A 25,234-nucleotide genomic window follows, 5' to 3' on the forward strand; every position below is an offset into this window, starting at 1 on the left:
TAAGCAATTCCTCAGTTGACTGTCGGTAACACTAATCCGTTGGTCTTGGGGTTATTTTATTATTTATGCACCACTCAAGAGAGTCTGCTACTTTGGATTAAGTCCATAGCAGGAAGCTAGAACTGCTCTAATTAGCTGTATTAATTATTATTAAACTTTTAGTTTGATTTATTTATTAATTTTTATTAATTTTTCTTGATTTTTCTTAATTTTTAAGTTTTTACTAGGTCAATGAAAATCAAACTTGACTAAACTTGAAAAGTTTATTGAATTGAACGATTTTTGTTGAGTTGACCCTATTGGACAGTTAACAGTCAATAGTCAACCAATAGTCAACAGTCAACAAGTTCATGATTAGATTATAGTGTTAAACACCAATTAATTGAACTATGAGTAAAGTTTTGATTGTTGAAGATAACCTGGCTCAGTTAGAGTTAATGGCTAGATACCTACGGGACAGTGGTAACACAGTTATTTGTATTGCCGATGCTAAAGATGCTTTGGATAAGGCAGTAACGGAAAAACCTGATGTTATAGTTCTAGATATAGTTATGCCAGGCATGAGTGGCTTCGAGTTGTGCCGCAGCCTGAAGAACCATCGCGATACCACTAGCATTCCCATTGTTATTTGTTCTTCTAAAAATCAGGACATCGACCGTCTATGGGGTATGAAACAAGGCGCTGATGCCTATCTCACCAAACCTTTTTCTAAACAGCAGCTAGTAGACATTGTTAAGTTGGCTGTGGTTTGAGTCATCAGTTGAGTCACCTCAGTTGAGTCCTAGGAGTCATAATAGGAATTATACCCTAATCTTTTAAATCTTTTATCTCTTAAAAGATTTAAAAGTAATAGATAAAAATAGAGTTCATTTTAAGCCATTTATTTCGGTTATTATTGCTTGCCATTATTAGTTTTTTTTAGCGAAAGATTACCGATAACACAGTACTTTTATAAAAATGCTAGCATTGATCAAATTATAGCATTTTTATAAAAGGTGAAGTACAAAAGTTTTATAGTTGAGTAAACAGGTAAATTCGGATTAGGTAACAGAGGTAAAATAAGTAAGTGCCTGTATCTGATTTAATAATATAATTTCGGCTATATAATTATTATTTTTAGTCTAGTTAAATAAAAATATTATTAATAATATATATCTTATTCTAGTTGGATAGTTACTCAATAATAATGACAGGTATACAATTGCGCCCCGTAATCAAGCCAACGACTAACCTCAGAATTTCTTCCTCTCAACAAACCAAAAAATCACACCTACAATGGTTTTATAACTTACCAGTTAGGAGTAAGCAAATTGTTAGTTTGTTTTCCTCCGAAGTAATTTCTGTGGCTGCACTGATGGGTGTAGGAGCATTATTAATTATAATCGGAGGAAGAGCTCAATTACGTGGACAAGCGAAGTCAGAGTTGGCTGTTACAGAAATCAACTACAACATTAAAATCAACCAAATGGGGTTTGGTTTCCGTGGTCAATCGGAAAATACTGCTATTATTGAAGCTGCTCTTGCCCATAGTAGAAATCAGTTATTGTCCAAATCATTAGAGAGGCAAGTTAAGCAGATTCTCCACAATGAAATTAAGGCTCGCCAGATTGAATATGCCACTCTGGTGGACAAAGATTTACGAATTATTGTTAATGCTAATGCTGACCGGAAAGGAGAAAGTTTTGATCCCAATAACCTGGTTAGTAAAGTCCTCAAGCAGCGTAAGCAAATTAGAGCTAATCAAATTTTAAGCTGGCAAGAATTGATAAAAGAATCACCCCCTTTACCTGAGGGGTTGATGAACCAAGATGCCCTAAAGCAAGGTGCCCTAATTCGTTACACGGTCACACCAGTCAAAGACCCAAAAACAGACGAGGTGATTGGTGCTTTGGTTTCTGGGGATATTGTTAATGGCAAGGAACCCATTGTCAAGGAAACCCTGAAAACCTTTAACGGAGGCTACAGTGCTATTTATTTGCATCAGCCTTCGGGAGAATTTGCCTTAGTAACAGCCTTAGACCAAGGTCAAGCTGCCAATTGGGACCAAGCTCAATCTGATCTTCCCTTACCTAACCAATCCCTACTTGAGAAAGCCGTTAATGTTGGTAAAGTAGGCGAGTTAGTTACCGACCGTCAGAAGGTAGGAGAGCAAACCTATACCATGGCAGCAAAAGCTCTAATGGATTCTCAGGGAGAACCGGTGGCAGTATTAGTCCGGGGGAGTAGCGAATCTGACCTGAATGCTTTTCTTACAGGTAGCCTACTCCTACAAGGGTCGATTGCGTTTTTGGCATTAGCAACAGATGTATTCTTGGCAATGCTGCTGGGGCGGTCAATTGCTGAACCGATTAAAAGGCTACACCAGACTACCCATAAATTTGCAGCAGGCGATCGCGAAACTCGTGCTGAGGTAATAGCTACTGATGAAGTTGGTCAACTGGCAGATACCTTCAATAAACTTGCTGACAACATCGTATCTAAAGAAGAAGCTCTCGCTCAACAGGCTTTTCTCCAGCAAGCCATAGCGGAGCGCTCCCAGTTATTTGCTGAGTTTACCAGCCTTCTTTATAAATCTGTGACATCAGAAAATATCCTCAGTACTTCAGTAGATGGAGTTCGCAGCATCTTGCACACCGACCGGGTGGTGATCTATAGCTTCAATGAAGGGTGGGATAGTGGAACAATCATGGCGGAATCTGTAGCACCAGGTTGGATTCAAGCCATGGGGAAAATTATAAATGATCCATTGCGGGAGGGGTCTGTGGATCGCTTCAAAAGTGGGCGAGTCTGGGTTTGCCATAACGTCTATGAAGCTAGCTTAACGGGCTGCCACTGTGAGATTCTTGAACGGCTACAGGTCAAAGCCAACATAGTTGCGCCTATTTTGCATGAGCAGGAACTGATCGGTTTATTATGTGCTCACCAGTGTTCTGAGCCACGGGACTGGCAGCCAGAAGAGGCGGATTTATTAAAGCAATTGGCCATTCAGATTGGCTTTGCCCTCAAGCAAGCTCATCTGTTTGAACAGTTACAACAAGCACGAGTAGACGCGGACTTAGCGCTCAAGAAAGCAGCATCAACGTCTGATCAAATCGAACAAGCACGCCGGGCGGCGGAGTTAAATGCTATTGAACAACGTCAGCAAAAAGAAGCACTCCAGCACCAAGTATTGGAACTCTTGTATAATGTCGAAAATGCTGCCAAGGGAGACCTCACCGTCCGAGCAGAAGTGGGTGATGGGGAAATTGGTACAGTGGCAGACTTCTTTAATGCCCTGATTGAAAGTTTGCGGCAAATTGTGATCCAGGTCAAACTTGCCTCGACCCAAGTCAATAGTGCTGTTGCTGCTGATCAACAGGCAGTTGGTAAATTTGCCCACCAAGCCATGGAACAGTCAGATAAGATTAGCAACACTCTAAGCTCTATTGAGCAGATGATGTACTCGATTGAAGCCGTATCTAAAAATGCCCGCCAAGCAGCAGACGTTTCTCACATCGCTTCAAACGCTGCCCTTACTAGTGGGCAAGCTATGGATAGCACAGTTGAGACTATTGTAAATTTGCGAGAGACTGTAGTCAAAACAGCAAACAAAGTAAAGCTGCTCGGGGAATCCTCTAAGGAGATTGCTAAAGTAGTCGGGTTGGTACAGGAAATAGCTGTACAGACTAATTTACTGTCAGTCAATGCTGGGATTGAAGCGAGCCGTGCGGGAGAAGAGGGCGAAGGGTTTCGAGTGGTTGCGGAACAAGTGGGTAGACTAGCAACTCAGTCAGCCAATGCCATCAAAGACATTCAACAGGTGATTGACACCATTCAGCAGGAAACCCAAGAGGTGGTCAAAGCCATGGAAGACGGAAAAAAACAAGTGGTTGATGGAACCCAAATGGTTCTCAAGGCTAAACAGAGCCTAGAAGAAATTGTTGCCGTCTCCCATGAGATTGACCAGTTAGTGCAATCTATTTCTAACGCCACAGTTTCCCAAGCCAAAACATCTCGGGACGTTACTGACTTAATACAGGAAATTGCTGCTACCTCCCGACAAACCTCTGATTCTTCTGGCGAAGTCTCTCAATCCCTACGAACAACTGTCGAAGTTGCCCAGAAGTTGCAGATGTCCGTTGGTCAATTTAAGATTGGTGACGAATAGCTGAGGAGGTGAGAAGCAATCTTTTACATTTCCCCTTTTGCCTACAAGCCTTTTGCCATTAGAGGTGCTTTTCAAGAGTATTCGCTAAGGTAGTTTTCGGGACTGCACCCACCACCATATCTACTCGTTGACCACCCTTGAAAATCATCAACGTTGGTATACTGCGAATACCATATTCACCTGCCACCTTAGGATTTTCGTCGGTGTTCAGCTTAACGACTTTGACCTTATCCCCGTACTGCTGTGCTATCTCCTCCACAACCGGAGCCACCATCCGACAGGGACCGCACCAAGGTGCCCAAAAATCTACCAATACTGGGATGTCGCTCTCAAGTACCTCTGCCTGAAAGCTGGAGTCTGTAACTGGGGCGGCGTTTGACATGCCTGGAAATCCTTGCGAATACTTTTGCTACGTACCTACGAAATTTTACCATAGTCACAACACCGATTAAATATCTTGGGCAAAAGTTGACACTCCCATAGGGCGGAACAGGTGAAGCGGTTACAAGTTACAGGTTACAGGTTACAGGTTACAGGTTACAGGTTACAGGTTGAAGGTTACAGGTTGAAGGTTACAGGTTGAAGGTTACAGGTTACAGGTTACAGGTTGAAGGTTACAGGTTGAAGGTTACAGGTTGAAGGTTACAGGTTGAAGGTTACAGGTTGAAGGTTACAGGTTGAAGGTTACAGGTTGAAGGTTACAGGTTGAAGGTTACAGGTTGAAGGTTACAGGTTACAGGTTATCTTCTCAACCTACCCTACACCGAACGCCAAAGGCGAACAACCTTCAACCTTCAACCAAACAACCTTCAACCAAACAACCTTCAACCAAACAACCTTCAACCAAACAACCTTCAACCAAACAACCTTCAACCAAACAACCTTCAACCAAACAACCTTCAAACAAACAACCTTCAACCAAACAACCTTCAACCAAACAACCTTGGCCTTTGGCCACGCGCTTCGCAGCAAAGCGGGACGAAGTCCATCGCGTTCAACCTTCAACCTTCAACCTTGGCCTTTGGCCACGCGCTTCGCAGCAAAGCGGGACGAAGTCCATCGCGTTCAACCTTCAAAATGATCCAAATAAGGAACCGCCCGAACTCTGTCCGGGCGGAGTGTGGTGTGAGGAGTGAACGGAAACATTTGTCTCCGCTTTTTCCATTGTATGTCACCGTTTATTTTTTTTCAGCAATTTCCAAGCCAGTCGAAAAATTTTTACGATTGGCTGGGTAAGCGATAAGTATATATACTCAGCGCTTAAACTATTGACAACAGTTGTTCGTGAACTTTAGAAACCTGTAGAAAAGCTGTTCAAGTTCTCATATACCATAAAATTTGGTAATTGTCAATGCTAAAGTTTCAATTTTCAATTGATGAACAACCAAGAATGATAAGTATTCAACTGGACACTATATTATTTCCCCATACCCAACTGCTGAGCTTTCTGGTACACTTTCCCTTCTGTTAGCAGAGAAGGAGCAATCACTACTTCCACTTGTTGCATTTCCTTGAGGTTTTTTGCTCCGAGGGTTCCCATACTGGTTTTCAATGCTCCCAAAAGGTTGTGGGTACCATCATCCATTTGGGCTGGTCCAGTCAGAATTTGCTCAAGTGTGCCAGTGCTGCCGACTTTAATTCTTGTCCCACGGGGTAGCACGCTGGAAGGGGTTGCCATCCCCCAATGAAACCCTTGTCCGGGAGCTTCTTTGGCACGGGCAAAAGGAGAACCAATCATCACTCCATCAGCACCACAAGCAATACACTTACAGATGTCACCTCCTGTAATTAAACCGCCATCAGCAATCACTTGCACATAGTTACCGGTTTCCTGATAGTAGTCGTCACGGGCAGCAGCGCAATCTGCAACTGCTGTTGCCTGAGGTACACCGACACCCAAGACACCCCGAGAGGTACAAGCAGCACCAGGACCAATACCTACCAAGACAGCAGTTGCCCCAACTTTCATCAAATTGAGGGCAACGTCGTAGGTCACGCAATTCCCCAAAATTACTGGCATGGGCATATCCTGACAAAACTGTGCTAAATCCAGGGGATTGATGGACTCTGGTGACAGGTGAGCTGTAGAAACAACTGTTGCTTGAACAAACATTAAATCAGCACCAGCCTCTGCTACTACCTGACTATATTTACTGGCTCCAGCAGGGGTCAGACTCACAGCTGCAATACCACCTTGGTCTTTGATTTCCCGAATTCGCTGGGTAATCAATTCTGGCTTAATCGGTGAACTATAAAGTTCCTGCATCAGGGGAACAAACTCAGAATTTCCCACCGAGACGATGCGGTCTAGTATGGGTGATGGGTCAGGATAACGGGTTTGAATCCCTTCTAAGTTGAGAACCCCCATTGCCCCAATTTGGGACAACTTGACTGCCATGGACACATCAATCACCCCATCCATAGCGCTGGCGATAATGGGAATTTCCCGTTCAATACCACCAATACGCCAGCGAGTATCAGCCAAACTGGGGTCGAGTGTCCGCTGTCCGGGAACAAGTGCAATTTCATCTATGCCGTAGGCTCTGCGAGCTATCTTACCTCGCCCAATTTGAATATCCACGCTGTTTTTCTTCCGAGATTATTTTAGCTAGGTTATCAAATTGGAGCGAAGATTGCTCGAACTATACAAAGAAACTATGAATTGTGAAGCATGAAGTATGAATTATGAATTCTTAATACTTCAGGTGCGACCGGTGGCGAATTTAATTCTTAATGGTAAGAGCGCACCTTAGCCTTTCCCTGATTTGGGTTTCTTGATGCTTGGGTGGTTAAGGTGGTTTTTTTCGGTAAGGTTTGAGGTGGCTACTGGCTGTGATCGGATCATATCCGTGGTCGGGGTTTTCTTATCCTTTGGTGTGATTGTATTACTGGTGATTGTGCTACTGTTGTTACTCATCATCTGGCGGATTTGACTAATCAATGGCCCTAGCTTGCCTTCCTCTAACAAACCATTAATCATTGATAAGCCAGTGGTAGACAGTAGCAGTTTGTTGATGTCACCTACACTGCTAGCTCCGTTACCATTATTGCCATTGACACCGGGGAAGGAGTAAATCCGAGTATCTCCCAAAATTCCTGGCTGGGGAGCCAAGGCTTTGGCAATTTCTGGTAGTTGAGGGGCTAACTCTGGCCATATGGTAGTGATGATTTTAGCATTGAGCTGAGCATCGCTGATGGAATTTTCGGCTTCGATCAGCGATCGTTTACCTTCTGCCTCTGCCAAGGCTTTATCCCGATTTGCCTCTGCTAGGGTACGGATCGACTCAGCTTCTAGTTCTGCTGCTTGTCTGGCTGCTTCAGCTTGACGAGAGCGGCGGAATACATCGATTTCAATCACGTTTTGCTCACCAATCCGCCTTTGTTCGGCTTCTTGTTCAGCAGCAATGATAGAAAGGCGTTGTTGCCGTTCGGCTTCTTCTACTTCCGTAGCGGTGGCTACAGCGGCTTCAGCTTGAGCTCGTTCGGCTTCTGAATTGAAGCGATCGCGTTCTTTTTCGGTAATTGCGATCGCAGCGTCTTGTTGAGCAATTTTTGACTCTCGTTCTGCTTCTGCCAATTCTACCTGAGAATTAAGCAAGGCAGCATCGACGGTTTTCTGACGAGTAACTTCTGCTACTTCTGCTTCCTGTTTTTGCAGGATTTGTGCCACCTTGAGGGTTTTATTCCGTTCTTCTAATTCAATATCTGCCTGAATTTTCTTAGCTTGGACTGCCAGCTGTTGTTGAATCTTTTCCTCTTCTAAGGTTTTCTGACGATTAATTTCTGCCAATTCCGCTTCTTGTTTTTGCAGGGTTTGGGCTACCTTGAGGGCTTTATTCCGTTCTTCTAGGGTAATATCGGCTTCAATTTGGCTTTGCTGCAAGGCTAGTAGCTTGCGAATTTCTTCCTCTTCTACAGACTTATTCTGTAAAATTTTAGTCCGCTGAATTGTGGCTGCTTCTGTGGCTTTAGCTTCTTCGATTTCCCGCTCACGCTGGGCTTTTAGGGCTTCAACCTCAAGCTTTTGCCCCAGTTTCGCTTCTTCTTGTTCTTGGGCAATGCGTAGGGATTGCTTTTCAGCGTTTAGTTCTTTTTCTTCAATGGCAACTTTGGTATTTAGCTCAACTTCAGTTTTTTGCTGAATTGATTTTTGAATGGTTTCCGTGCGCAGACGTACTCCTTGGGCATCAAAGAAGTTATTCGTATCGTAAGTATCACTTTCTTCTATCTCAGAAATCGCGATATTATTGAGGGTTAATCCGACTTTTCTTAAGTCTTGCTGAATCAAATTCAACACTTCATCAGCAAATCCTAATTTATCGGAATCAATTTCTGCCAAATTCTTTTTCTTGGCTGCTGCTCTAATAGCATCATCCGCCCGTTTTTCGATAGCTTCTTTAATATCTTCGGGGGAAATTTTACCTTCACGAGACAGTCGTTGGGCAGCAGTAATCACATCGTCTTCATTGGCATTGATACAGACATAAAAGGTTACCCGCATATTAGCCCGCAGGTAGTCTTGGGTCCGAACTGCTAGGTTACCTGTCCGCTCAACATCAATAGAAATTTCTCTGAGTGGGATACGGGTAAGTTCATGAAATCCTGGCAAAACCACACACCCGCCACTGAGAATAACCGTTTTCTTTTTGACAAAAACACCACCTGTCCGCAAAAATGCTTCGTTGTTGGGAGTGATGACATAAACTCTGGTGTAAGCCCAGATGCTTAATAGCAATAATACAATCAGACCTCCAATCACACCTGGGAAAAATAGAATTCCAGGAGGAAGCTGGCCGATAGATGACTGTACCGGAACAGTTTGCACTGTTGTATTCATCGATGAGTTTGACATGGCTAAATAGATTTAAGATAAATGGAGCTATATATACTAATCAGGGAAGATCAGAAAATTTTTGATAATCTTGAGCAAATGATATACATCACAGCAGGTTGTGCGCCCTTGCTGACTAATAAGCATTGTCTAACCAGGCTTGCTGATCAGTACTATCTTTAAGGATCACGAGATAGTTATGATGGTGTCGGTCAATCACTAATACTTTGTTCCCCCGTTTAGGAATAACTGTTGCCCAAGTTGGTAAGGTGGCATTAACTGTAACTAAATTACGAGCTGGATCTAGGACATCGACTTGACCGATTTTGCCTTGGTTTTCCTTGGGAAGGGTGGCAGAGGAAACTGTACCGTGACAGCCAATAAAGCGATCGCTACTGGTATCTTCTCCAAAGGAAGCGAAAATTTTTCCTATCGGTCGAGAGATGAATCCTCCGGTAACTAGGGTCAGGAATAATGACATTACTGATACCACCCCTGCCAAAAACCCAGTGGGAATACTGCCAGTAACACCACCAATCATGACATTGAACATCCAGCCGAAAAGTCCCAAAAGACTACAGTCTGTTGCCAGGAGCAAAATTAGGGGGGCTTTGCCGATACCTAGCCATCCTAGAATCTGGATACCGCCTAAATCACCATCGGCATCACTATCTGTATCAGTACCGACATCTGCATCTACATCCAGATCCACATCCAGATCTACATCTGCATCTATATCAATGTCATCGTCTCCGCCACCGGAAACAATGACTAACAGAAACAGTAGAACTCCCATACCCAAAAAGATCCAGTAGGGGAGGTTGGCTAGGTTAAATAGCATGGGTGTATGCGATCGCGTTTTTTGAATGAATTGTTGCTCTATATCTCCAGCCTAACGACTGGTTTCTTGGAAATCGGGAAAATGTATAGTATTTTTAACAAGAGTCGCTATCCAATGGATAGCGAGCCAAGGTCTTGACTTATACCTTGACGCATTAATGCAAAACATATATAATAGTAAGCAAGGTCGATAAAGAGGTTGAGTGCAATGAAGCATAGAGCCGTCAAAGTCAGAATTTATCCTACGCAAGAGCAAGTTCAAATACTGGCTCAGCATTTTGGGTGTGCTCGTTGGTGGTGGAACTATGCACGCTTTTCAGTGTATAGAAACCTACAAGGAAACTGGCAAAGGTTTGAAACAATCTGCACTCAATTGTATGCTTCCGAAACTTAAAAAACAAGAAGAGACGAAATGGTTAAAAGATTGTTACTCTCAGGTTTTGCAATCTGTTAGTCTCAATCTGAGTCGTGCCTATCAGAATTTCTTTGTTCGCGTAGCGTGGCCTACGGCCAAGGTAGAGCTGAATATCCTAGATTCAAATCGTACCATCACCGTCAGTCAATCCAGTATCCCCAAAATGTAAAACAGTTGGGCAATTGCCTTAAATTTCCTGGAAAACTGGGAGTTTTTAAGGCAGTAATTCATCGTCCACTGGACGGAGAAATCAAGACTGTCACAGTCAGTAAAACTCCTTCTGGAAAGTATTACGCTTCTGTGCTAATGGAGTACGAAGGCACTAGTGTGGAATCGTCCACTAATGGGAAGGTGGTCGGTATTGATTTAGGCATCAAAGATTTTGCAATTACTTATGACGGTGAAAAGACCTCTAAGTTCAGTAATCCTAAGCACTTGGTTAAGTACGAAAAAAAGTTAGCCAAAAAACAACGTATTGCTGCCCGAAAGAAAAAGCGATGCAGCGCGGTCTTGGGGGTTTCCCCCATGAGCGACTGCATCAAGACAAGGAAGCAGTGGGCGCAAAAAGGCCAGAAAGATTGTAGCTAAGGTATACGAGCGAATTGGAAATGTCCGCCAAGACTACTTACACAAACTATCCAGAAAACTAGTTGATAACAATCAAGTAGTAGTAGTCGAAAACCTAAATGTCAAGGGCATGGTTCGTAACCACAAATTAGCTAAAGCTATTTCTGATCTGGGATGGGGGAATTTTGTTAACTTTCTTTCTTATAAATGCGAAAAAGAAGGGAAATTACTAATAGAAATAAACCGGTGGTTCCCCAGTTCTAAAACCTGTTATAATTGTCATTACCGAATCAAAGAGTTACCACTAGACGTAAGATTTTGGACTTGTCCAAGTTGTGGCATTCAGCACGACAGAGATGGTAATGCAGCAAAGAATATTAGAGCAGAAGGGATCAGAATGCTATCCTCCTCTGGGACGGGGGAGGTCAACGCCAGTGGAGAAGAAGTAAGACCAAGACGTGGACGCCCGTCCAAGTTAAGGCATTCTTCCGTGTTCGCGTAGCGTGGCCAAAGGCCAAGCTGGAAGCCACGACCTCAACAACGTAGGTCGTGGTAGTTCACTGTTCTTGAAAGATTAACCATTTTGCCGATATTCCGCACTTTAAAGTCTCACAATCAGAATTAACTGAGAAAGGAATCGAAGGCTATCGCCGATCCGATAATGTGTAGCAAATACCCAGGAGTGCAACAACACTGGTTTGTGGTGGAAACTCAGAAGCCCAAGGAGTCTGACCTCAAGCAACTGCAGAAGAAACTTAGCCAAAGCAACACCCCACTGGCAAACCAAAATACAGAAATTGAGCGTGCAAGAGTTTACCTGTGAGCCAGATGCATGGGCTGCAGAGGATCAATTTGAACAGCGCTTACCCTGGCATCGACTGGATACCTGCACTGTGGTGTCGAAAACCGACTATCAGAAACGGAGCAAGCCCAAAGCTCGAACCCAACTGAACGACATCACCTATCACGTTCAAGACCACGGCAGTCGCTCTTGGGGGTTTCCCCCATGAGCGACTGCATCAAGACAATGAGGCCCCCCTAACACACCCTACGCAACTTTTTTTACAAATATGAGATGCACCCGTCTTGAAAAACATAAATTCAATCAATTTATACTTTTTTTATTTCATCCATTTAATCCCCATATTGTTGCCTATTATTTGCTGTTTTTTTTGATATATTTTGACCATAAAATCAGTGTATTTTTGGTAATTTTAAAGAGACGACTAGCTTGATTTTTTCCCATGCCATCGTCAATAGCTCTCATGACTTTTGTTCTTAAATCGTAACTGTAAGGAACGGTTTTTTTATTAATTAATTAATAAAGCTTGACTTGATTACTAGTATGTCCTATGCTTTGCTTCGACTGCTATAGGACGGAACGATTTGGGGGTCAACGAGTGCTCGACAAAGTCAAACAGATGGGCAAGCCGGTCTCGCGGTTGTATCTGATTTGGGTTGATGGAGGCAATAGTTGTGAGCCTTTGATCATGTGGGTCATGGATTTCTGCGGTTGGATGGTACAATTCGTACTTCGACCCCAACAGACCAAAGGCTTCGTCCTGCTTAAAAAGCGTTGGGTAGTCGAGCGCACTTTTGCTTGGCTGATGGGATGCCGTCGATTGGTCAGAGACTTATGAGTTATGGGCTGAAACATCAGAGACATTCATTTATCTGGCAATGATACGGATCATGGGTCGCCGCTTGGCCTAAAGTTTGACCTCTGATCACTTTTCAAACATCCTCTTAGTTCAATCAGTAAGATTCTTGATGCGGCAATTTCAATTTAGATATGAAACAAAAACTGACCTGGTGGCAAATAGCTAAACAAGGGCTGACTTATCTTTTCATGTTCGCTCTGAGTGCTTTTCCCTCAGAGGTAGTCGCTGAGACCTTTCGTCTCAGGGAAGCAACAATCGCAGAGATAACCCGTGCTTTTGAGAAGAATGCACTCACTTCCGAACAATTAGTGCAACTTTATCTCAATCGTATTAAAGCCTATGACGATCAAGGTCCGAAAATTAATGGGCTAATTTCTATCAATAACAATGCTCTTAAAGAAGCAAGGGCGTTAGACCAAGAACGCCAGCAGAAAGGACCGCGAAGTCCTTTACATGGCATCCCCATCATTCTGAAAGATAACTATGACACTACCGATTTACCCACAACAGGAGGATCGGTGCTGCTGGAAGGTTCCTTACCCCCCGATGATGCTTTTACTGTTAAAAAGTTGCGAGAGGCAGGAGCCATTATTCTTGGTAAAGCAAACATGAGTGAATTTGCTGAATCCTATGGTAGGCTAGGTTACAGTTCCCTTGGGGGACTGACACGCAATCCCTACAAATTAACTCGTGATCCTTCGGGCTCGAGTGGAGGCAGTGGGGCTGTAATTGCGGCAAATTTTGCTGTTTTAGCCACCGGAAGCGATACTTCAGGCTCAATTCGTGGCCCTGCAGCAGTAGCAGGTCTTGTCGGTATCAAACCCACTCAGGGACTGGTGAGTCGGGATGGTATTATCCCCCTAACCCTCTCCTTTGATAGTGCAGGCCCTATGGCTCGAACCGTGACAGATGCAGCGATCGCTTTGGGTGTAATGGCAGGGGTTGATCCCAATGATTACCGTACCCTGGAAAGTGAAGGGAAAACATATAAGGACTACACGCAGTTTCTCAATAAAAAAGCCCTAAAAGGGGCAAGAATTGGGGTGGCGATTGATTTTCGGGGTGGGAACCCTGAGGTAGATGCTGCAACTGATGCAGCAATTGCTAAGCTGAGGGAATTAGGTGCAACAGTTGAGTCGGTGGATTTCTCTCCCAAATTGGAAAACCTCTGGCCTTTCATGGAAGAGGTAACAGAGGCTGAGTTTGAACCCCAGATCGATAGTTACCTCAAAAACCTCCAGCTTCCATTCCCTGACACCCTGAGGGAAATGTATTCGATGAGCTTATCTAACCCATTAGTCAATTCAGAACAGGCTCTCAATCCTGGTCGCATCGGAGGGTTTGGAGAGTCTCTAAAGCATCCAGAACTGGCTGATCCCGAATATCTTTATATTCTCCATTTCGAGTTTCCTAGGGTTCGCCAGGAGATTTTATCGATTATGAGTGCCCAAAATCTCGACGCGATTATTTGGCCCACCATGACTTGTCCTGCGGGTCCCCTCTATAATGTCGAGGATCCAACCTATCAATGTGCCTCAAGTGACCCCTACATACCAGGGTACTTAGCCAATGTTTCTGGTTTTCCCGGCATTTCTGTGGCAATGGGCTTTACTGAGCAGGGATTACCCCTAGGACTGACTTTCTTTGGTAAGCCTTACAGTGAGCCTACCTTACTGGGATTCGCTTATGCTTACGAACAGGCAACCCAGTTTCGGCGACCTCCAACAACCACTCCTGCTTTGCCTGGTGAAAATTTTGACTATTAGTGGGTAACTGAGATTTTTTGGGATCTAGACAAGTACAGACCGAATTATAACTAACTGAGTATCAAGGTACTACTAGTACTTCTAATGAGCGAATCGGAACTATTTTAGATGACCTGATTCAGCAATCTAGAAACAACCAATAAATCAATAGAAATCATCCACAAACCCCTACGAGTTATTGTAGGGGTTTTTATAATCTCCTCTCCAACCTAGGGAATGTGGGTTTAAGCATTCAGCCACAAGACTTAAGATTTCCTGGGGATTTTAGGAATTACTAGGAAAATTCCGACAATCAACACTTTAATTAGTAGTGGGGCAAAAACAAAGCTTAGCAACAGGCAAATTATCACAACTAATAATGATGCCACTTTCAAAATTTCTTCTGTAGTGTTCACAGAAAGGTAAGTAGCTACTGCGGCAATCACGAGACTTATGAGTAAGGGCATATACTCTCGATTGAGTCACTAAATACTAATCAGGGTTAAGCCTTAACTTTTATGGCTGAGATGAGCGTTTTGTAACAAAAGTTAACTTAAGTTAACTTACAGGAGTTTTGGCGTTGCTTAAACTACAGGTGATAGGGCACACTATGATCAGGATTTGCTGAAGAATTAAAAACAGTCTGGGTTTCTCTAGCAAGTCATGAGCCCACAAAACTAAGCCAAAAAAACTAAAAATTAGCAATAAACCATCCTAAGCACGGGAAAACTAAAGGGTAGAACTACTAGATACCTGTACGTAAGCGATGAACTTTAGCTTTAACTTTTTTGATCTGTTCTGGATTTTCCTGATCATCTCCTCGTTGCAGCCCTTGTGGCAACGTCGCCAGATGCAATATAGACGTTTTCGAGCTTTGCAAGAATTCGAGGAGAACCGCAAAAGTCGGTTAATTTTACTGATTCACCGACAAGAGTCTATTAGCTTGTTTGGCATCCCTGTGTCCCGCTACATATCTATTGAAGATTCTGAACAAGTGCTCAGGGCAATCCGTCTAACTCCACCAGATGTTCCTATTGATCTTATTTTACATACTCCTGGGGGATTGGTGCTGGCTACAGAACAAATTGCTAGAGCTTTAATTCGTCATCCTTCTAAAGTTACTGTTTTTGTACCTCACTATGCCATGAGTGGTGGTACCATGTTAGCCCTAGCCTCTGATGAAATTGTGATGGATGCCAATGCTGTGCTTGGACCAGTTGACCCTCAACTAGGGAATACAGCTGCTGCTAGCATTCTCAGAGTTGTGGAGCAAAAGCCCCTTGAGAGTATTGAGGACCAAACCTTGATGATGGCCGATTTGGCAGGCAAAGCCATTAAGCAGGTGCAACGTTTCGTGCGAACGCTACTGCTAGACGATATCCCTAAGCAGAAGATTGACCCAGAACACATCGATAGAATTATTGACTTTCTTACCACTGGTCAAATTACCCATGACTGTCCGATTACTGTCGAGGAAGCCTCTGAACTAGGTCTACCTGTAACGGTTGGTCTACCTAAAGCTATCTATAAACTAATGGATTTGTACCCCCAACCTCAAGGTGGACGTCCATCGGTACAGTATATCCCTCTGCCGTACAAACCTACTCCTACTTTACCGGATACCACCAGCAGATCGTTATCCGACAAGTAGTTTTTCATAATGCTGGAATGATGAGATAATCGGGTGAAGTGGATATAATCAATGGCTCCACTCAGGGCTTAGTACGTAAGTTACAGTACTCTTACTGGATATAAAAACCTTAGGGAAGCCCTACCATACGATTAAACCATCTGAAGAAGGAGAATTTAGGATAAATCTGGCAGGGCATACATCAACTTATTCCAGCATATCCCAATTTGGGGTTTTTGTGTCTTTTTCAGATGGCAATTAGTAATTAGGTAAGCTATAAGCTATCAGCTATAAGCTATCAGCTATAAGCTATCAGCTATAAGCTATCAGCTATAAGCTATCAGCTATCATCTATAAGCTATCATCTATAAGCTATCATCTATAAGCTATCATCTATAAGCTATCATCTATAAGCTATCAGCTATAAGCTATCAGTTATCAGCCTATGAACACGCTGCTTGAGGTGCTATCAGCCATTAGCTATCAGCCATTAGCTGTAGGCCAAGCTACGGGAACGAGACAGCTTTTGAATAAAATAAGCTGACCGCTGAGTGCTGATTGCTGAATACTCACGTCATTGGTAATTTGATCAATCTTAACTTTCCCACTCCTAACCGAATTATCGGATAATACAATTGAGGTATGCGTTTGTCTCTGAGCCTTGATTCAATCTGAAACCTTAGAACTACTGGAATGGTCCCGCCTGTGCCAACACCTGGCTACGTTTGCGGCTACTAAGCTGGGAGCCTTTGCGGCTCGTTATCTCCACCCCCCAGCAACTCAACGGGAAAGCCTAGACCTGCTAGCCCAGACTAAAGAAGCCTATCAACTGGAAACTAGTTTAGACACAGGACTAACCTTTGACGGCATCCAAGATATTGGTGAATCTCTGGATCGGGCAGAGCTCCAAGGCATTTTGTCTGGTGAGGAACTATTAGCGATCGCAACAACCTTAGCTGGTGTGAGGCGTCTACGGCGGTTTATTGAAGACCAAGAGGATGTACCAATTCTGAAGGAACTGGTGGCTGACAGCCGCACTTACCCAGAACTTGAACAAGAAATTCACCGTTGTATCGATGAGCGAGGCGATGTAGCTGACCGGGCAACCCCGAAGCTGGCAGGGATTCGGACTCAGATGAAATCATTACGAGACCGAATTTATGAAATCCTCCAGGGGATTGTCCAGCGTAAAGGGGGGGCATTACAACAACAGTTAATTACTCAACGGGGTGATCGGTTTGTACTCCCGGTTAAAGCTCCCCAGAAAGATGCTATTCCTGGTATTGTTCAGGATACCTCTAGCACCGGTGCCACCCTATACGTGGAACCGAAGGCCATTGTTAGCTTAGGCAATCAACTTCGGACCCAGCGGCGGCAAGAACAAGTGGAAGCGGAAGCAGTACGTCGTGCGTTGACCGAACAAGTAGCAGCAGTTAAGCCAGACTTAGAACGGTTGCTGGTTGTAGCAACTACCCTAGATTTAGCTACCGCTAAGGCAAGATATAGTCTGTGGTTAGAAGCCAATCCCCCCAGATTTATTGACCGCAATCAGAATGAAAGCATTACTCTACGGCAACTACGCCATCCTCTACTGGTATGGCAGCAAAAACATGAACAAGGCACATCAGTTGTTCCCATTGATGTCCAGATTCAGTCCTACATTCGGGTAGTTGCTATTACCGGTCCGAATACTGGCGGTAAAACCGTTACGTTGAAAACCTTTGGTTTAGCGGCACTGATGGCAAAAGCTGGTTTATTTGTGCCAGCAAGGGAACCAGTAGAACTTCCTTGGTTTGAGCAAATTCTGGCAGATATTGGGGATGAGCAGTCTATAGAACAGAGTTTATCCACTTTCTCGGGTCACATTCGCCGAATTAGTCGGATTATTGAGGCGATAACTACCCCAAAAGAAGAGTTACAGGTTGACAGGTTGAAGGTTGTTCGCGAAGCGTGGCCGAAAGGCCAAGGTTCTCAAGAGTTACAGGTTGAAGGTTATCTGGTTGAAAGTTTTCCAGACAACATTCAACCTGCCAACATTCAACCAGACAACATCCAACAACCTTCAACTCCTAATTCGTCACTCGTACTATTAGATGAAGTGGGAGCAGGGACTGACCCGGCAGAAGGTAGTGCATTAGCTATCGCATTACTGAAATACCTGGCAAACACAACACAATTAACCATTGCGACTACCCATTATGGGGAACTCAAAGCACTAAAATATCAAGACGAGCGGTTTGAGAATGCCTCGGTGGAGTTTGATGACCAAACCCTGTCACCGACTTACCGTCTATTGTGGGGTATTCCTGGTCGCTCCAATGCCTTGAGCATTGCTAGACGCTTAGGGTTAAACCCATCGGTGGTGGATCAGGCTCAAACCCTTTTGGGGGGAGCTTCGGAAGATGTGAATGAGGTAATTGCCGGTTTAGAAGCTCAACGGCGCACTCAGGAAACTAAAGCCCAACAGGCAAATCAGTTACTGCAACAAGCTGAATCTCTCCATCAGGAACTTTCTGAACGGGCAAAACTTTTGCAGGACCGGGAACGGGAATTGAAGCTTTCTCAGGAACGGTCTGTGCAAGATGCGATCGCACAAGCTAAGAAAGAAATTGCCCAAGTGATTCGGCAGTTGCAACAAGGCTCCCAAACCGCTCAAAATGCCCAAAAAGCCACAAACGCTCTTAAGGAGATTGCCGAGCGTCAAATCCCAGCCGCACCCCCTCCTAAACCAAAACCAGGATTCCGCCCCAAAGTAGGCGATCGCATTCGCATTCCCCGATTGAATCAGACAGCCGAGATACTAAGTACCGCAGATAATGGGGAGCTAACGGTACGCTTTGGCTTAATGAAAATGACCGTTGCCCTAACAGATGTGGAATCCTTGGATGGACAAAAGCCCGAAAATGTGCTAAAAACACCATCAAAACCAGCTCCAGCCCCAACCCCAGTCTCGCGGCCAGCTACGGCTGTGCGCACCTCGAAAAATACCATTGATATTCGAGGAAGTCGGGTAGCTAATGCAGAGATTGACATCGACCAAGCAATATCTAAGGCGATAGAGTTTGGAGTACTCTGGATTATTCATGGCAAAGGAACTGGTCGATTAAGACAAGGTGTCCACGCTTTCTTGGAACAGCACCCTCTCGTGGAGCGTTTTAAGCTAGCCGAACAATCTGAGGGTGGGACTGGTGTTACCGTTGCTTACCTTAAATAAGGTCGCAGGTTAGCAGGTTAAAAGGTTAGCGGGTTAACAGGTTAACAGGTTAGCAGGTTAGCAGGTTAACAGGTTAGCGGGTTAACAGGTTAGCAGGTTAACAGGTTAACAGGTTAGCAGGTTAGCAGGTTAGCAGGTTAACAGGTTAGCAGGTTAGCAGGTTAGCAGGTTATAATGCATTTTTGAACATTCAACCAGACAACCAGACAACCTTCTAACCTTCTAACCTTCAACCAGACAACCTTCTAACCTTCTAACCTTCAACCAGACAACCTTCTAACCTTCTAACCTTCAACCAGACAACCTTCTAACCTTCAACCTTCTAACTTTAAACCAAAGCTTTACCAGCAGGAAACATACCTTAATCTTTGGTCGTCCTGTTTCCAAACCTGTAACAGCGACGGGTAAACCGGATTTGCTTAGGAGGCGCTGGGCTTTAAGAACGGACTGCCCTCTCTTGAGGCAAAGCGCGAGTGGGGGAAGCCCCTTTGGCGGCACTGGCTCCCCAAGACCCCTTAGGTGCGCTTGACCCGTAATTAAATTCGCCACGGGTCGCACCTGAGGCATCGCTGCCGCTCTGTTTTCCTGGTCTTTGTTTTAAGACTGTTGTGCTGACAAACCAGCATTTAACGCCGTAGGCCACGCGGGGCGCGTTCGGCTTTGTTTATCAGTACATTATATTATAGCAATTCCATGCATACCCTGTGCAAAATTCATCCCACACTTATGCTGCGCATTAATAAGGCGATGTGGGGCTTCTTTTGCCGTAAGCTAAAATAAAATTATGGTTTCCACTGTCAAGATGCCAAAATCACCTCCTGCTTGGGAGGATTTGCCTCTGAGTCAAGCCGCAGACTCAATCGATCTCGATAATATCAAAACCCAGCTAGATTTAGTCTTGCTTAGTCTAGAAGCTCTAGCAGGTATTGGTTCAGAGGAGATGCTGCAAGCTGCTGCTGAATTAAATTTAGAGTCAATGATCACAGACCGAGTAGCATTGTGGCGTCTGCGTCAGTCCAATCCCCTGCGCAAAAGTTCAGGAGGACGGAAAAAGCTGGATGTGGAGGAAGCGCGATCGCTAGTTTTAATCATCTGTCACTTGGCTAAAGGCCATCAAGAACTAATCCGTCGTGCGGTGGCTTTACTCGAACAAATGACACAACAGAACAGTGAACCTCATCGTGCTGCTTTATTGGGAGATTACTTAGATAACTTTAACAACACTTATCGAGAGCGGATGGCCCAAGAAGAAAATGTATCAACTGATCGGCTAAAGCAACTAGCTCTTAAACTATTAATCAATTTACTCTTCTATAGTGGCTCCAAAGGTCATCAGCGTTTATGGTTAGCCTTATTAGGTAAAGTTTCTTAAGGATTGTATAGATAAAAATCTATAGCATTTATTAACTGGCTGAGGTACAAAATTATTGATAGTGCAGGAGTAGGGATTATTAAATTGGTAAATGTTTAAAAATCCTGTGTACCTCATAGTTATGATAAACGCTATAGCATTGTCAGTTTAAATGGGAAAAGTTAATTAATTAAATAATGGAACAGTAATCCCCCCTACTGCCCTTAATAAGGGGGGCAGTAAACAGGAAACATTAGGAAAGAGAGCAGAGGATTTTTTGGTGTTATGATAAATCAGTATTGGGTTTTATGATTTCTTGGGAAAAGCTATAGACATTAACCATTAACCCTAAAGGAATAACAATTAACAATTAACAATTAACAAATGACTAATCAATAATCACCAATGACTAACATAGTCCTGCGACGTTACACTCCTCCTACCTGTACCCTATCAATTCGGGCAAACCGCTCACCCTTATCCCGCTGGGTGGGACAATCTGTGGTGAAGAAGTTGCGGTTTGAGTTGCGTTTTGATGACCCCCGCAAGCCAGAAGAACAACAGGTAACGTTACGAGGCAACGCAGAAGATTTAGATGTGTTGTATGAAGCGGTAGATGGCTATGTTCAGCACTTCCTTGAGCCGTCCCCAAACCAACTGGTTGCCTCTGGAAACTCTAAGGCCGTAGGCCACGCTAAGCGATCGGCTGAGGTTACTCCCTTAACTCTGCTAACTCTTCCAACCCCTCAGGAAGAAAATGCCACAGCAGTTCCAACTCAGCAAATCCATCTGCAATCGAAAGGGTTACTGAGTCATAGCCTGTTTCTGGGTAAGCTGGCTAATCAGGAATCTGGGTCAGTAGTAGATTTAAGTGCTACACAGCTGTTTGATCTAGCCACCGCTTTGGATGAATATGCGGCTGAAGTAGTATCCCTACCAAAACTCAATCAGCCCAGTTGGAAACCAGAATCATCCGCTTGGATGCGTACAGCAGCATCGATGGTGTTGGCAGTGGGTGTAACAGCAGCAGTGATTAAGTTGCTTGAGAAACCTCAGTCTGTTGAGCAAGCGAAAACACTAACAACAGCAGAATCACAAACAACAGCATTAGACTCCACCAAGACTGGGAAAAAGCGAGCCATCTCCCAAGTCCCCCCAGCACCGAGCACTCCCATCCCAACTCCGTCGGTGCCACCCCGTCTGTCCCCAGGAACCAAGTTACCCCCACCGCCTCCCGTTAAGCCACCCTCTCTACCAGTACGCACTCCGCCACCGCCTCCCGTTAAGCCACCCTCTCCACCACCAGTACGCACTCCGCCAGCAATAGCCTCACCCCCGAATTCACGTCCGCTCCTCAAGATTGTTCCTGCTCCAGCTAGGAAACCAGACTCTCCCAAACTGAGTGCTACTAGTTCTACTAGTAGTTCTGTTAGTAGTCCTGTTGCTAGTTCTGTTAGTAGTCCTATTGCTAGTTCTGCTGTTAGTGCTGCTCCTGGTTCTGGAGCTAGTAAGGGTGACAAACCTGTTTCTGAGGCTAGTAAAACTAATTTACCTGCTGCTGATGCAGATACCCAACCCAAACCAACTCCACCGAGTCCCATCGCTGTAGTACAAACTGTGTCAGAATTGCCAGTTATTAAACCAGCGCCCTCTCCTACTGAGCTGGAAACTCAGGATTCTTCTAGAGATAGTCTATCGATCCCCACAGAAACAGTGGTAATCCCTGAGGCCGAGTCTTCGATTTCTCCTATTTCTACTACTTCTATTACTTCTACTTCTACTTCTTCTAGTTCTTCTACTACTAATGTGGCGGTTCAAGCCATCCCTGCTCCTCAACAGAATGTGTCCAGTCTCCAGAGAGGTTCTTCTACCTCTAAAATTATTGATCAAGCTGTGCCTGGACTGAATCTCCCGAGTAGCCCTGTTATCGATCAAGCTGTGCCTGGACTGAATCTCCCGAGTAGCCCTGTTTCTGATTCCTTAAAGCCATCTGAGCCTACTGTAGCGAATCAGATATCTCAAAATACCCTGTTTGATAAGATTTCTCAGGTAGCAGAAGCCAGACGATATTTCCAGGAGCGCTGGCAACCTCCCGAAGGGCTACAGAAAACCTTGAACTATAGTTTGTGGTTAAATAATAATGGTACAATTAGACGTATAATTCCCCTTGGCCAAGCAGCGAAAACCTATATAGATAACGCCCCCATACCTCTGATCGGTGAATCCTTTGTTTCCCCTTTAGAAGGGGAAGGGATGCCAAAAATTCGCGTGCTGCTACACCCAGATGGTAAGGTACAAACTTTGTTGGAAGGGATGAATTGACGTAATTAGTAATAGGGGCTCTTGCTTACCACCTATTAGGTTAAATTCCTTCCTAGGATGTCCAAAACTATTGTTAGGCAATTTTGGACAATATTTTTGTGTGGTCTCCCTAGCGATCCAACTAAAGTGTGGGCTCTCCCGCTATTGACCTTTAGTTTAGGATGGGGAAGTCTAAAATCTGGGTATAGCTATCTTGGTAGTTTTTATAACTAGCATTCTCCCATAGTAAGTCCGGAAAATGATGTTAAGTAGACTCTATATCTATCTAGAGTCTTTGGGTAAGCCCTGAGTTGGTATTGCGCTGTTGACATTGGCCTAATGGTACCTCCACCATTCACAATTCGTTTTTATCTGGGTTCAAACTAAAAGGAATATTGAATGAAAGTGAAAATCAAGCATAAAATCCAATTTCCACCTACAAATGTTCGAGAGCTTGGCCAAGATCAAGTCTATTTTTACCTTGTTAATGGAGAATCCAGGGAGAAGATCCGTCTACATGACTATGACCGGATCTTCGCAGTTCCTGAATTATACGAGCAGGTTGTATATGAGCGTTTGAAGTGCCAGTCTCCGTCAATTGTAGTGGATATCCTGCAGTCTTCCGTCTCTCAAGGGGACCAGAGCCTCAACGAGCTTAGGGTACTTGATCTTGGGGCAGGAAACGGGATAGTTGGTGAAAAGCTCAAACAACACGGAGTCTCACGGCTCATCGGAGTTGATATTATTCCGGAAGCTCAGGCTGCCACTGAGCGAGATCGTCCCGGAATCTACGATGAATTCTATGTGATGGATTTCTGCAATCTCAGTGATAAAGATCGTGATCAACTCAATTCTTGGTCACCTAACTGCCTGGTTTCAGTAGCAGCACTTGGGTTCGGTGACATACCAGCAAAGGCTTTCTTGGAAGCCTTCAATGTAATTAGCGAAAATGCCTGGGTTTCCTTTAATATCAAAGAAACCTTCCTTGATTCAAGTGATAATTCTGGATTTTCACAGCTCATTCGGAAACTAATCTTCTCGGAATTTTTGGATCTCTATCATCTGAAAAGGTATCGCCATCGGTTCTCCCTCGAAGGCGAAAAGCTCTATTACTTTGCGCTAGGGGGCAAAAAAAATTCTGATGTTCCGCTCTCCTTAATAGACTCACTTGAATAGACTTACTTGGGTTGTCATCCTGACAGGGAAACCTATATAAAATTCGGCTAACCGGGAAGCTAATATGCAGACAAACCGGTTATTGCCCAATAACTGGGGGATTACAACCAAAGTAATCCTCCACAATCTTTACTATGCGCTCCGCCGCACGACCATCCCCAAAGGGATTAATGGCATTTGCCATCCCCTGATAAGCTACTGAATCACTCAATAACAAACTTGCCGCCCCTACCATCTGTTCCGGGTCGGTTCCTACCAACTTACCAGTCCCAGCTGCGATCGCTTCCGGTCGTTCCGTGGTCTTACGCAATACCAGCACTGGTTTACCCAAACTTGGTGCTTCCTCCTGCAATCCGCCAGAATCAGTCATCACTAAATAACACCGTTGCATCGCTGCTACCAATTCCACATAATCCAGTGGTTCTGTTAAAAATACCCGCTCATGGTCACCTAACATTGCCCTTAGGGGTTCCCTGACCGTAGGATTGCGATGGAGAGGTAACAATAAGGCTGTATCTGGGAACTTATCTAAAATCTGCAGGAACCCCTGGGCTATATCCTCCAGTGGTTTCCCCCAATTTTCCCGACGGTGTACCGTTGCCAAAATCGTCCGGTATCCTTCCCAATCTAAACCCGGAACCTCACACACTGGTTCCCGCTCAGCCACCATCAACAGGGCATCAATCACCGTATTCCCAGTTTTATGAATTGCGCCAGTCACCCCAGACCTCTGCAAATGCTCTACTGCCAGGGGAGTTGGGGCAAAATGTAATTGAGTAATTTGAGAAATCAGCCGTCGATTCGCTTCCTCTGGATAGGGATTAAACAAATCATTGGTGCGCAATCCCGCCTCTACATGACCCACGGGGATACGTTGGTAAAACGCTGCCAAGGCCGCAGCAAAGGCGGTAGTTGTATCACCCTGCACAACTACCAACTGGGGCTGCAATTCCTGAAATAACTCCTCTAACCCCCGTAAACTAAGACAAGTAATATCCGTCAGAGTTTGCTTGGGCTGCATAATTTCTAGATCCCGATCCGCCCTCAGGTCAAACATCTGCATTACCTGGTCTACCATTTCCCGATGCTGACCCGTTAACACTACCTGAGTCTTAAATTTCCCAGAGCGTTGGAACTGAAGAATCACCGGAGCTAACTTAATTGCCTCGGGACGAGTCCCTAATGTGATACAGATTTGAATTGGAGACTTGGTTGAACCCTGGTTTAGGGTCTTGGGTGTAGGGTCTGGGGGAATTTCCAGGGGTTTCATAATTACAGCATTTCTCAATTGGCTGAAGTACTTTCGTTCTGGGTTGCGCGGGAATAGGGAATAGGGAATAGGGAGTAGGGCGCGCG

General features: G+C 44.5%; 19 protein-coding genes and 1 pseudogene. 12 read left to right on the forward strand and 8 right to left on the reverse strand.

Translation table 11 applies throughout. From position 1 onward, the window contains the following. Positions 1–389 precede the first annotated feature (389 nt). Positions 390–752, forward strand: a complete 363-nt coding sequence (locus BJP34_RS02705; RefSeq protein WP_070391006.1) for a response regulator transcription factor — start codon at positions 390–392, stop codon at positions 750–752. Positions 753–1,186: 434 nt separating this feature from the next. Next, the gene (locus BJP34_RS02710) at positions 1,187–4,147 is read left to right on the forward strand and encodes a methyl-accepting chemotaxis protein (protein WP_070391007.1); all 2,961 of its coding nucleotides are present in this window, start codon (positions 1,187–1,189) and stop codon (positions 4,145–4,147) included. A 58-nt stretch (positions 4,148–4,205) separates the two neighbouring features. Here BJP34_RS02710 and trxA read toward each other — a convergent pair whose 3' ends face one another. From trxA to BJP34_RS02730, 5 genes are all read right to left on the reverse strand, one after another. Further along, positions 4,206–4,529, reverse strand: a complete 324-nt coding sequence (gene trxA, locus BJP34_RS02715) for a thioredoxin (protein ID WP_070391008.1) — start codon at positions 4,527–4,529, stop codon at positions 4,206–4,208. 405 nt (positions 4,530–4,934) lie between these two features. Continuing rightward, entirely contained in the window at positions 4,935–5,105 is a 171-nt protein-coding gene (locus tag BJP34_RS50250) for a Cys-every-fifth RiPP peptide CefA (RefSeq protein WP_193431308.1), read from the reverse strand. Between the two features lie 459 nt (positions 5,106–5,564). Continuing rightward, positions 5,565–6,728 (reverse strand): GuaB3 family IMP dehydrogenase-related protein, encoded by a 1,164-nt coding sequence (locus tag BJP34_RS02720; RefSeq protein WP_070391009.1) that lies wholly within the window; start codon positions 6,726–6,728, stop codon positions 5,565–5,567. A gap of 168 nt (positions 6,729–6,896) precedes the next feature. Continuing rightward, positions 6,897–8,999 carry a flotillin family protein gene (locus BJP34_RS02725; protein ID WP_229424216.1) on the reverse strand — a complete coding sequence of 701 codons (2,103 nt, stop codon included), beginning with the start codon at positions 8,997–8,999 and terminating at the stop codon, positions 6,897–6,899. 115 nt (positions 9,000–9,114) lie between these two features. Beyond that, entirely contained in the window at positions 9,115–9,774 is a 660-nt protein-coding gene (locus BJP34_RS02730) for a DUF1449 domain-containing protein (RefSeq protein WP_418904096.1), read from the reverse strand. Between the two features lie 252 nt (positions 9,775–10,026). Here BJP34_RS02730 and BJP34_RS02735 point away from each other — a divergent pair. The 3 genes and pseudogenes from BJP34_RS02735 (at position 10,027) to BJP34_RS02740 (ending at position 11,810) form a co-directional block, all read left to right on the forward strand. Then, positions 10,027–11,302, forward strand: a pseudogene (locus BJP34_RS02735) (RNA-guided endonuclease InsQ/TnpB family protein). 159 nt (positions 11,303–11,461) lie between these two features. Next, the gene (locus tag BJP34_RS42120) at positions 11,462–11,623 is read left to right on the forward strand and encodes a hypothetical protein (RefSeq protein ID WP_158069377.1); all 162 of its coding nucleotides are present in this window, start codon (positions 11,462–11,464) and stop codon (positions 11,621–11,623) included. Next, positions 11,604–11,810: a hypothetical protein gene (locus BJP34_RS02740; RefSeq protein ID WP_070391012.1), complete on the forward strand. Its 207-nt coding sequence runs from the start codon at positions 11,604–11,606 to the stop codon at positions 11,808–11,810. Before BJP34_RS42120 ends, BJP34_RS02740 begins: the two co-directional genes overlap by 20 nt. A gap of 146 nt (positions 11,811–11,956) precedes the next feature. On the opposite strand, the gene BJP34_RS48270 is transcribed toward BJP34_RS02740, so the two are convergent. Further along, complete coding sequence (locus BJP34_RS48270; protein ID WP_267876600.1) at positions 11,957–12,115, reverse strand: IS630 transposase-related protein; 159 nt, start codon at positions 12,113–12,115, stop codon at positions 11,957–11,959. An 85-nt stretch (positions 12,116–12,200) separates the two neighbouring features. Between BJP34_RS48270 and BJP34_RS02745 the strand changes: the two genes are divergently transcribed. The 5 genes from BJP34_RS02745 to BJP34_RS02775 all read left to right on the forward strand — a co-directional run bounded on the left by BJP34_RS02745 (position 12,201) and on the right by BJP34_RS02775 (position 20,422). Beyond that, a complete protein-coding gene (locus tag BJP34_RS02745) occupies positions 12,201–12,440 on the forward strand; it encodes a transposase (protein WP_202972065.1) in 240 nt (79 codons plus the stop codon). Positions 12,441–12,592: 152 nt separating this feature from the next. Continuing rightward, positions 12,593–14,227, forward strand: a complete 1,635-nt coding sequence (locus BJP34_RS02750) for an amidase family protein (RefSeq protein WP_070391013.1) — start codon at positions 12,593–12,595, stop codon at positions 14,225–14,227. A gap of 745 nt (positions 14,228–14,972) precedes the next feature. Further along, the gene (locus BJP34_RS02760) at positions 14,973–15,857 is read left to right on the forward strand and encodes an SDH family Clp fold serine proteinase (protein ID WP_070391015.1); all 885 of its coding nucleotides are present in this window, start codon (positions 14,973–14,975) and stop codon (positions 15,855–15,857) included. A gap of 640 nt (positions 15,858–16,497) precedes the next feature. Then, on the forward strand, positions 16,498–19,050 hold the full coding sequence (locus BJP34_RS02765) for an endonuclease MutS2 (RefSeq protein WP_070391016.1): 2,553 nt from the start codon (positions 16,498–16,500) through the stop codon (positions 19,048–19,050). A 784-nt stretch (positions 19,051–19,834) separates the two neighbouring features. Further along, positions 19,835–20,422: a DUF3038 domain-containing protein gene (locus tag BJP34_RS02775; RefSeq protein ID WP_070391018.1), complete on the forward strand. Its 588-nt coding sequence runs from the start codon at positions 19,835–19,837 to the stop codon at positions 20,420–20,422. On the opposite strand, the gene BJP34_RS48275 is transcribed toward BJP34_RS02775, so the two are convergent. After that, entirely contained in the window at positions 20,405–20,539 is a 135-nt protein-coding gene (locus tag BJP34_RS48275) for a hypothetical protein (protein ID WP_267876462.1), read from the reverse strand. The genes BJP34_RS02775 and BJP34_RS48275 overlap by 18 nt on opposite strands. 267 nt (positions 20,540–20,806) lie before the next feature. On the opposite strand from BJP34_RS48275, the gene BJP34_RS02780 reads away from it, so the two are divergent. Both BJP34_RS02780 and BJP34_RS02785 read left to right on the forward strand, forming a co-directional pair. After that, a complete protein-coding gene (locus BJP34_RS02780) occupies positions 20,807–22,723 on the forward strand; it encodes a DUF4335 domain-containing protein (RefSeq protein ID WP_070391019.1) in 1,917 nt (638 codons plus the stop codon). Between the two features lie 378 nt (positions 22,724–23,101). Then, positions 23,102–23,878 (forward strand): class I SAM-dependent DNA methyltransferase, encoded by a 777-nt coding sequence (locus BJP34_RS02785; protein WP_083304962.1) that lies wholly within the window; start codon positions 23,102–23,104, stop codon positions 23,876–23,878. Positions 23,879–23,957: 79 nt separating this feature from the next. Here BJP34_RS02785 and wecB read toward each other — a convergent pair whose 3' ends face one another. Continuing rightward, a complete protein-coding gene (gene wecB / locus BJP34_RS02790) occupies positions 23,958–25,148 on the reverse strand; it encodes a non-hydrolyzing UDP-N-acetylglucosamine 2-epimerase (protein ID WP_083304963.1) in 1,191 nt (396 codons plus the stop codon). Positions 25,149–25,234 lie beyond the last annotated feature (86 nt).

It is taken from the genome of Moorena producens PAL-8-15-08-1, assembly GCF_001767235.1.
Lineage (GTDB): Bacteria > Cyanobacteriota > Cyanobacteriia > Cyanobacteriales > Coleofasciculaceae > Moorena > Moorena producens_A.

Coding starts and splice junctions, on each gene's coding strand:
- BJP34_RS02705 (WP_070391006.1), top strand. CDS start 390: ATGAGTAAAGTTTTGATTGTTGAAGATAACCTGGCTCAGTTAGAGTTA.
- BJP34_RS02710 (WP_070391007.1), top strand. CDS start 1,187: ATGACAGGTATACAATTGCGCCCCGTAATCAAGCCAACGACTAACCTC.
- trxA (WP_070391008.1), bottom strand. CDS start 4,529: ATGTCAAACGCCGCCCCAGTTACAGACTCCAGCTTTCAGGCAGAGGTA.
- BJP34_RS02725 (WP_229424216.1), bottom strand. CDS start 8,999: ATGTCAAACTCATCGATGAATACAACAGTGCAAACTGTTCCGGTACAG.
- BJP34_RS02730 (WP_418904096.1), bottom strand. CDS start 9,774: ATGGGAGTTCTACTGTTTCTGTTAGTCATTGTTTCCGGTGGCGGAGAC.
- BJP34_RS42120 (WP_158069377.1), top strand. CDS start 11,462: ATGTGTAGCAAATACCCAGGAGTGCAACAACACTGGTTTGTGGTGGAA.
- BJP34_RS02750 (WP_070391013.1), top strand. CDS start 12,593: ATGAAACAAAAACTGACCTGGTGGCAAATAGCTAAACAAGGGCTGACT.
- BJP34_RS02760 (WP_070391015.1), top strand. CDS start 14,973: ATGAACTTTAGCTTTAACTTTTTTGATCTGTTCTGGATTTTCCTGATC.
- BJP34_RS02775 (WP_070391018.1), top strand. CDS start 19,835: ATGGTTTCCACTGTCAAGATGCCAAAATCACCTCCTGCTTGGGAGGAT.
- BJP34_RS48275 (WP_267876462.1), bottom strand. CDS start 20,539: ATGAGGTACACAGGATTTTTAAACATTTACCAATTTAATAATCCCTAC.
- BJP34_RS02780 (WP_070391019.1), top strand. CDS start 20,807: ATGACTAACATAGTCCTGCGACGTTACACTCCTCCTACCTGTACCCTA.
- BJP34_RS02785 (WP_083304962.1), top strand. CDS start 23,102: ATGAAAGTGAAAATCAAGCATAAAATCCAATTTCCACCTACAAATGTT.
- wecB (WP_083304963.1), bottom strand. CDS start 25,148: ATGAAACCCCTGGAAATTCCCCCAGACCCTACACCCAAGACCCTAAAC.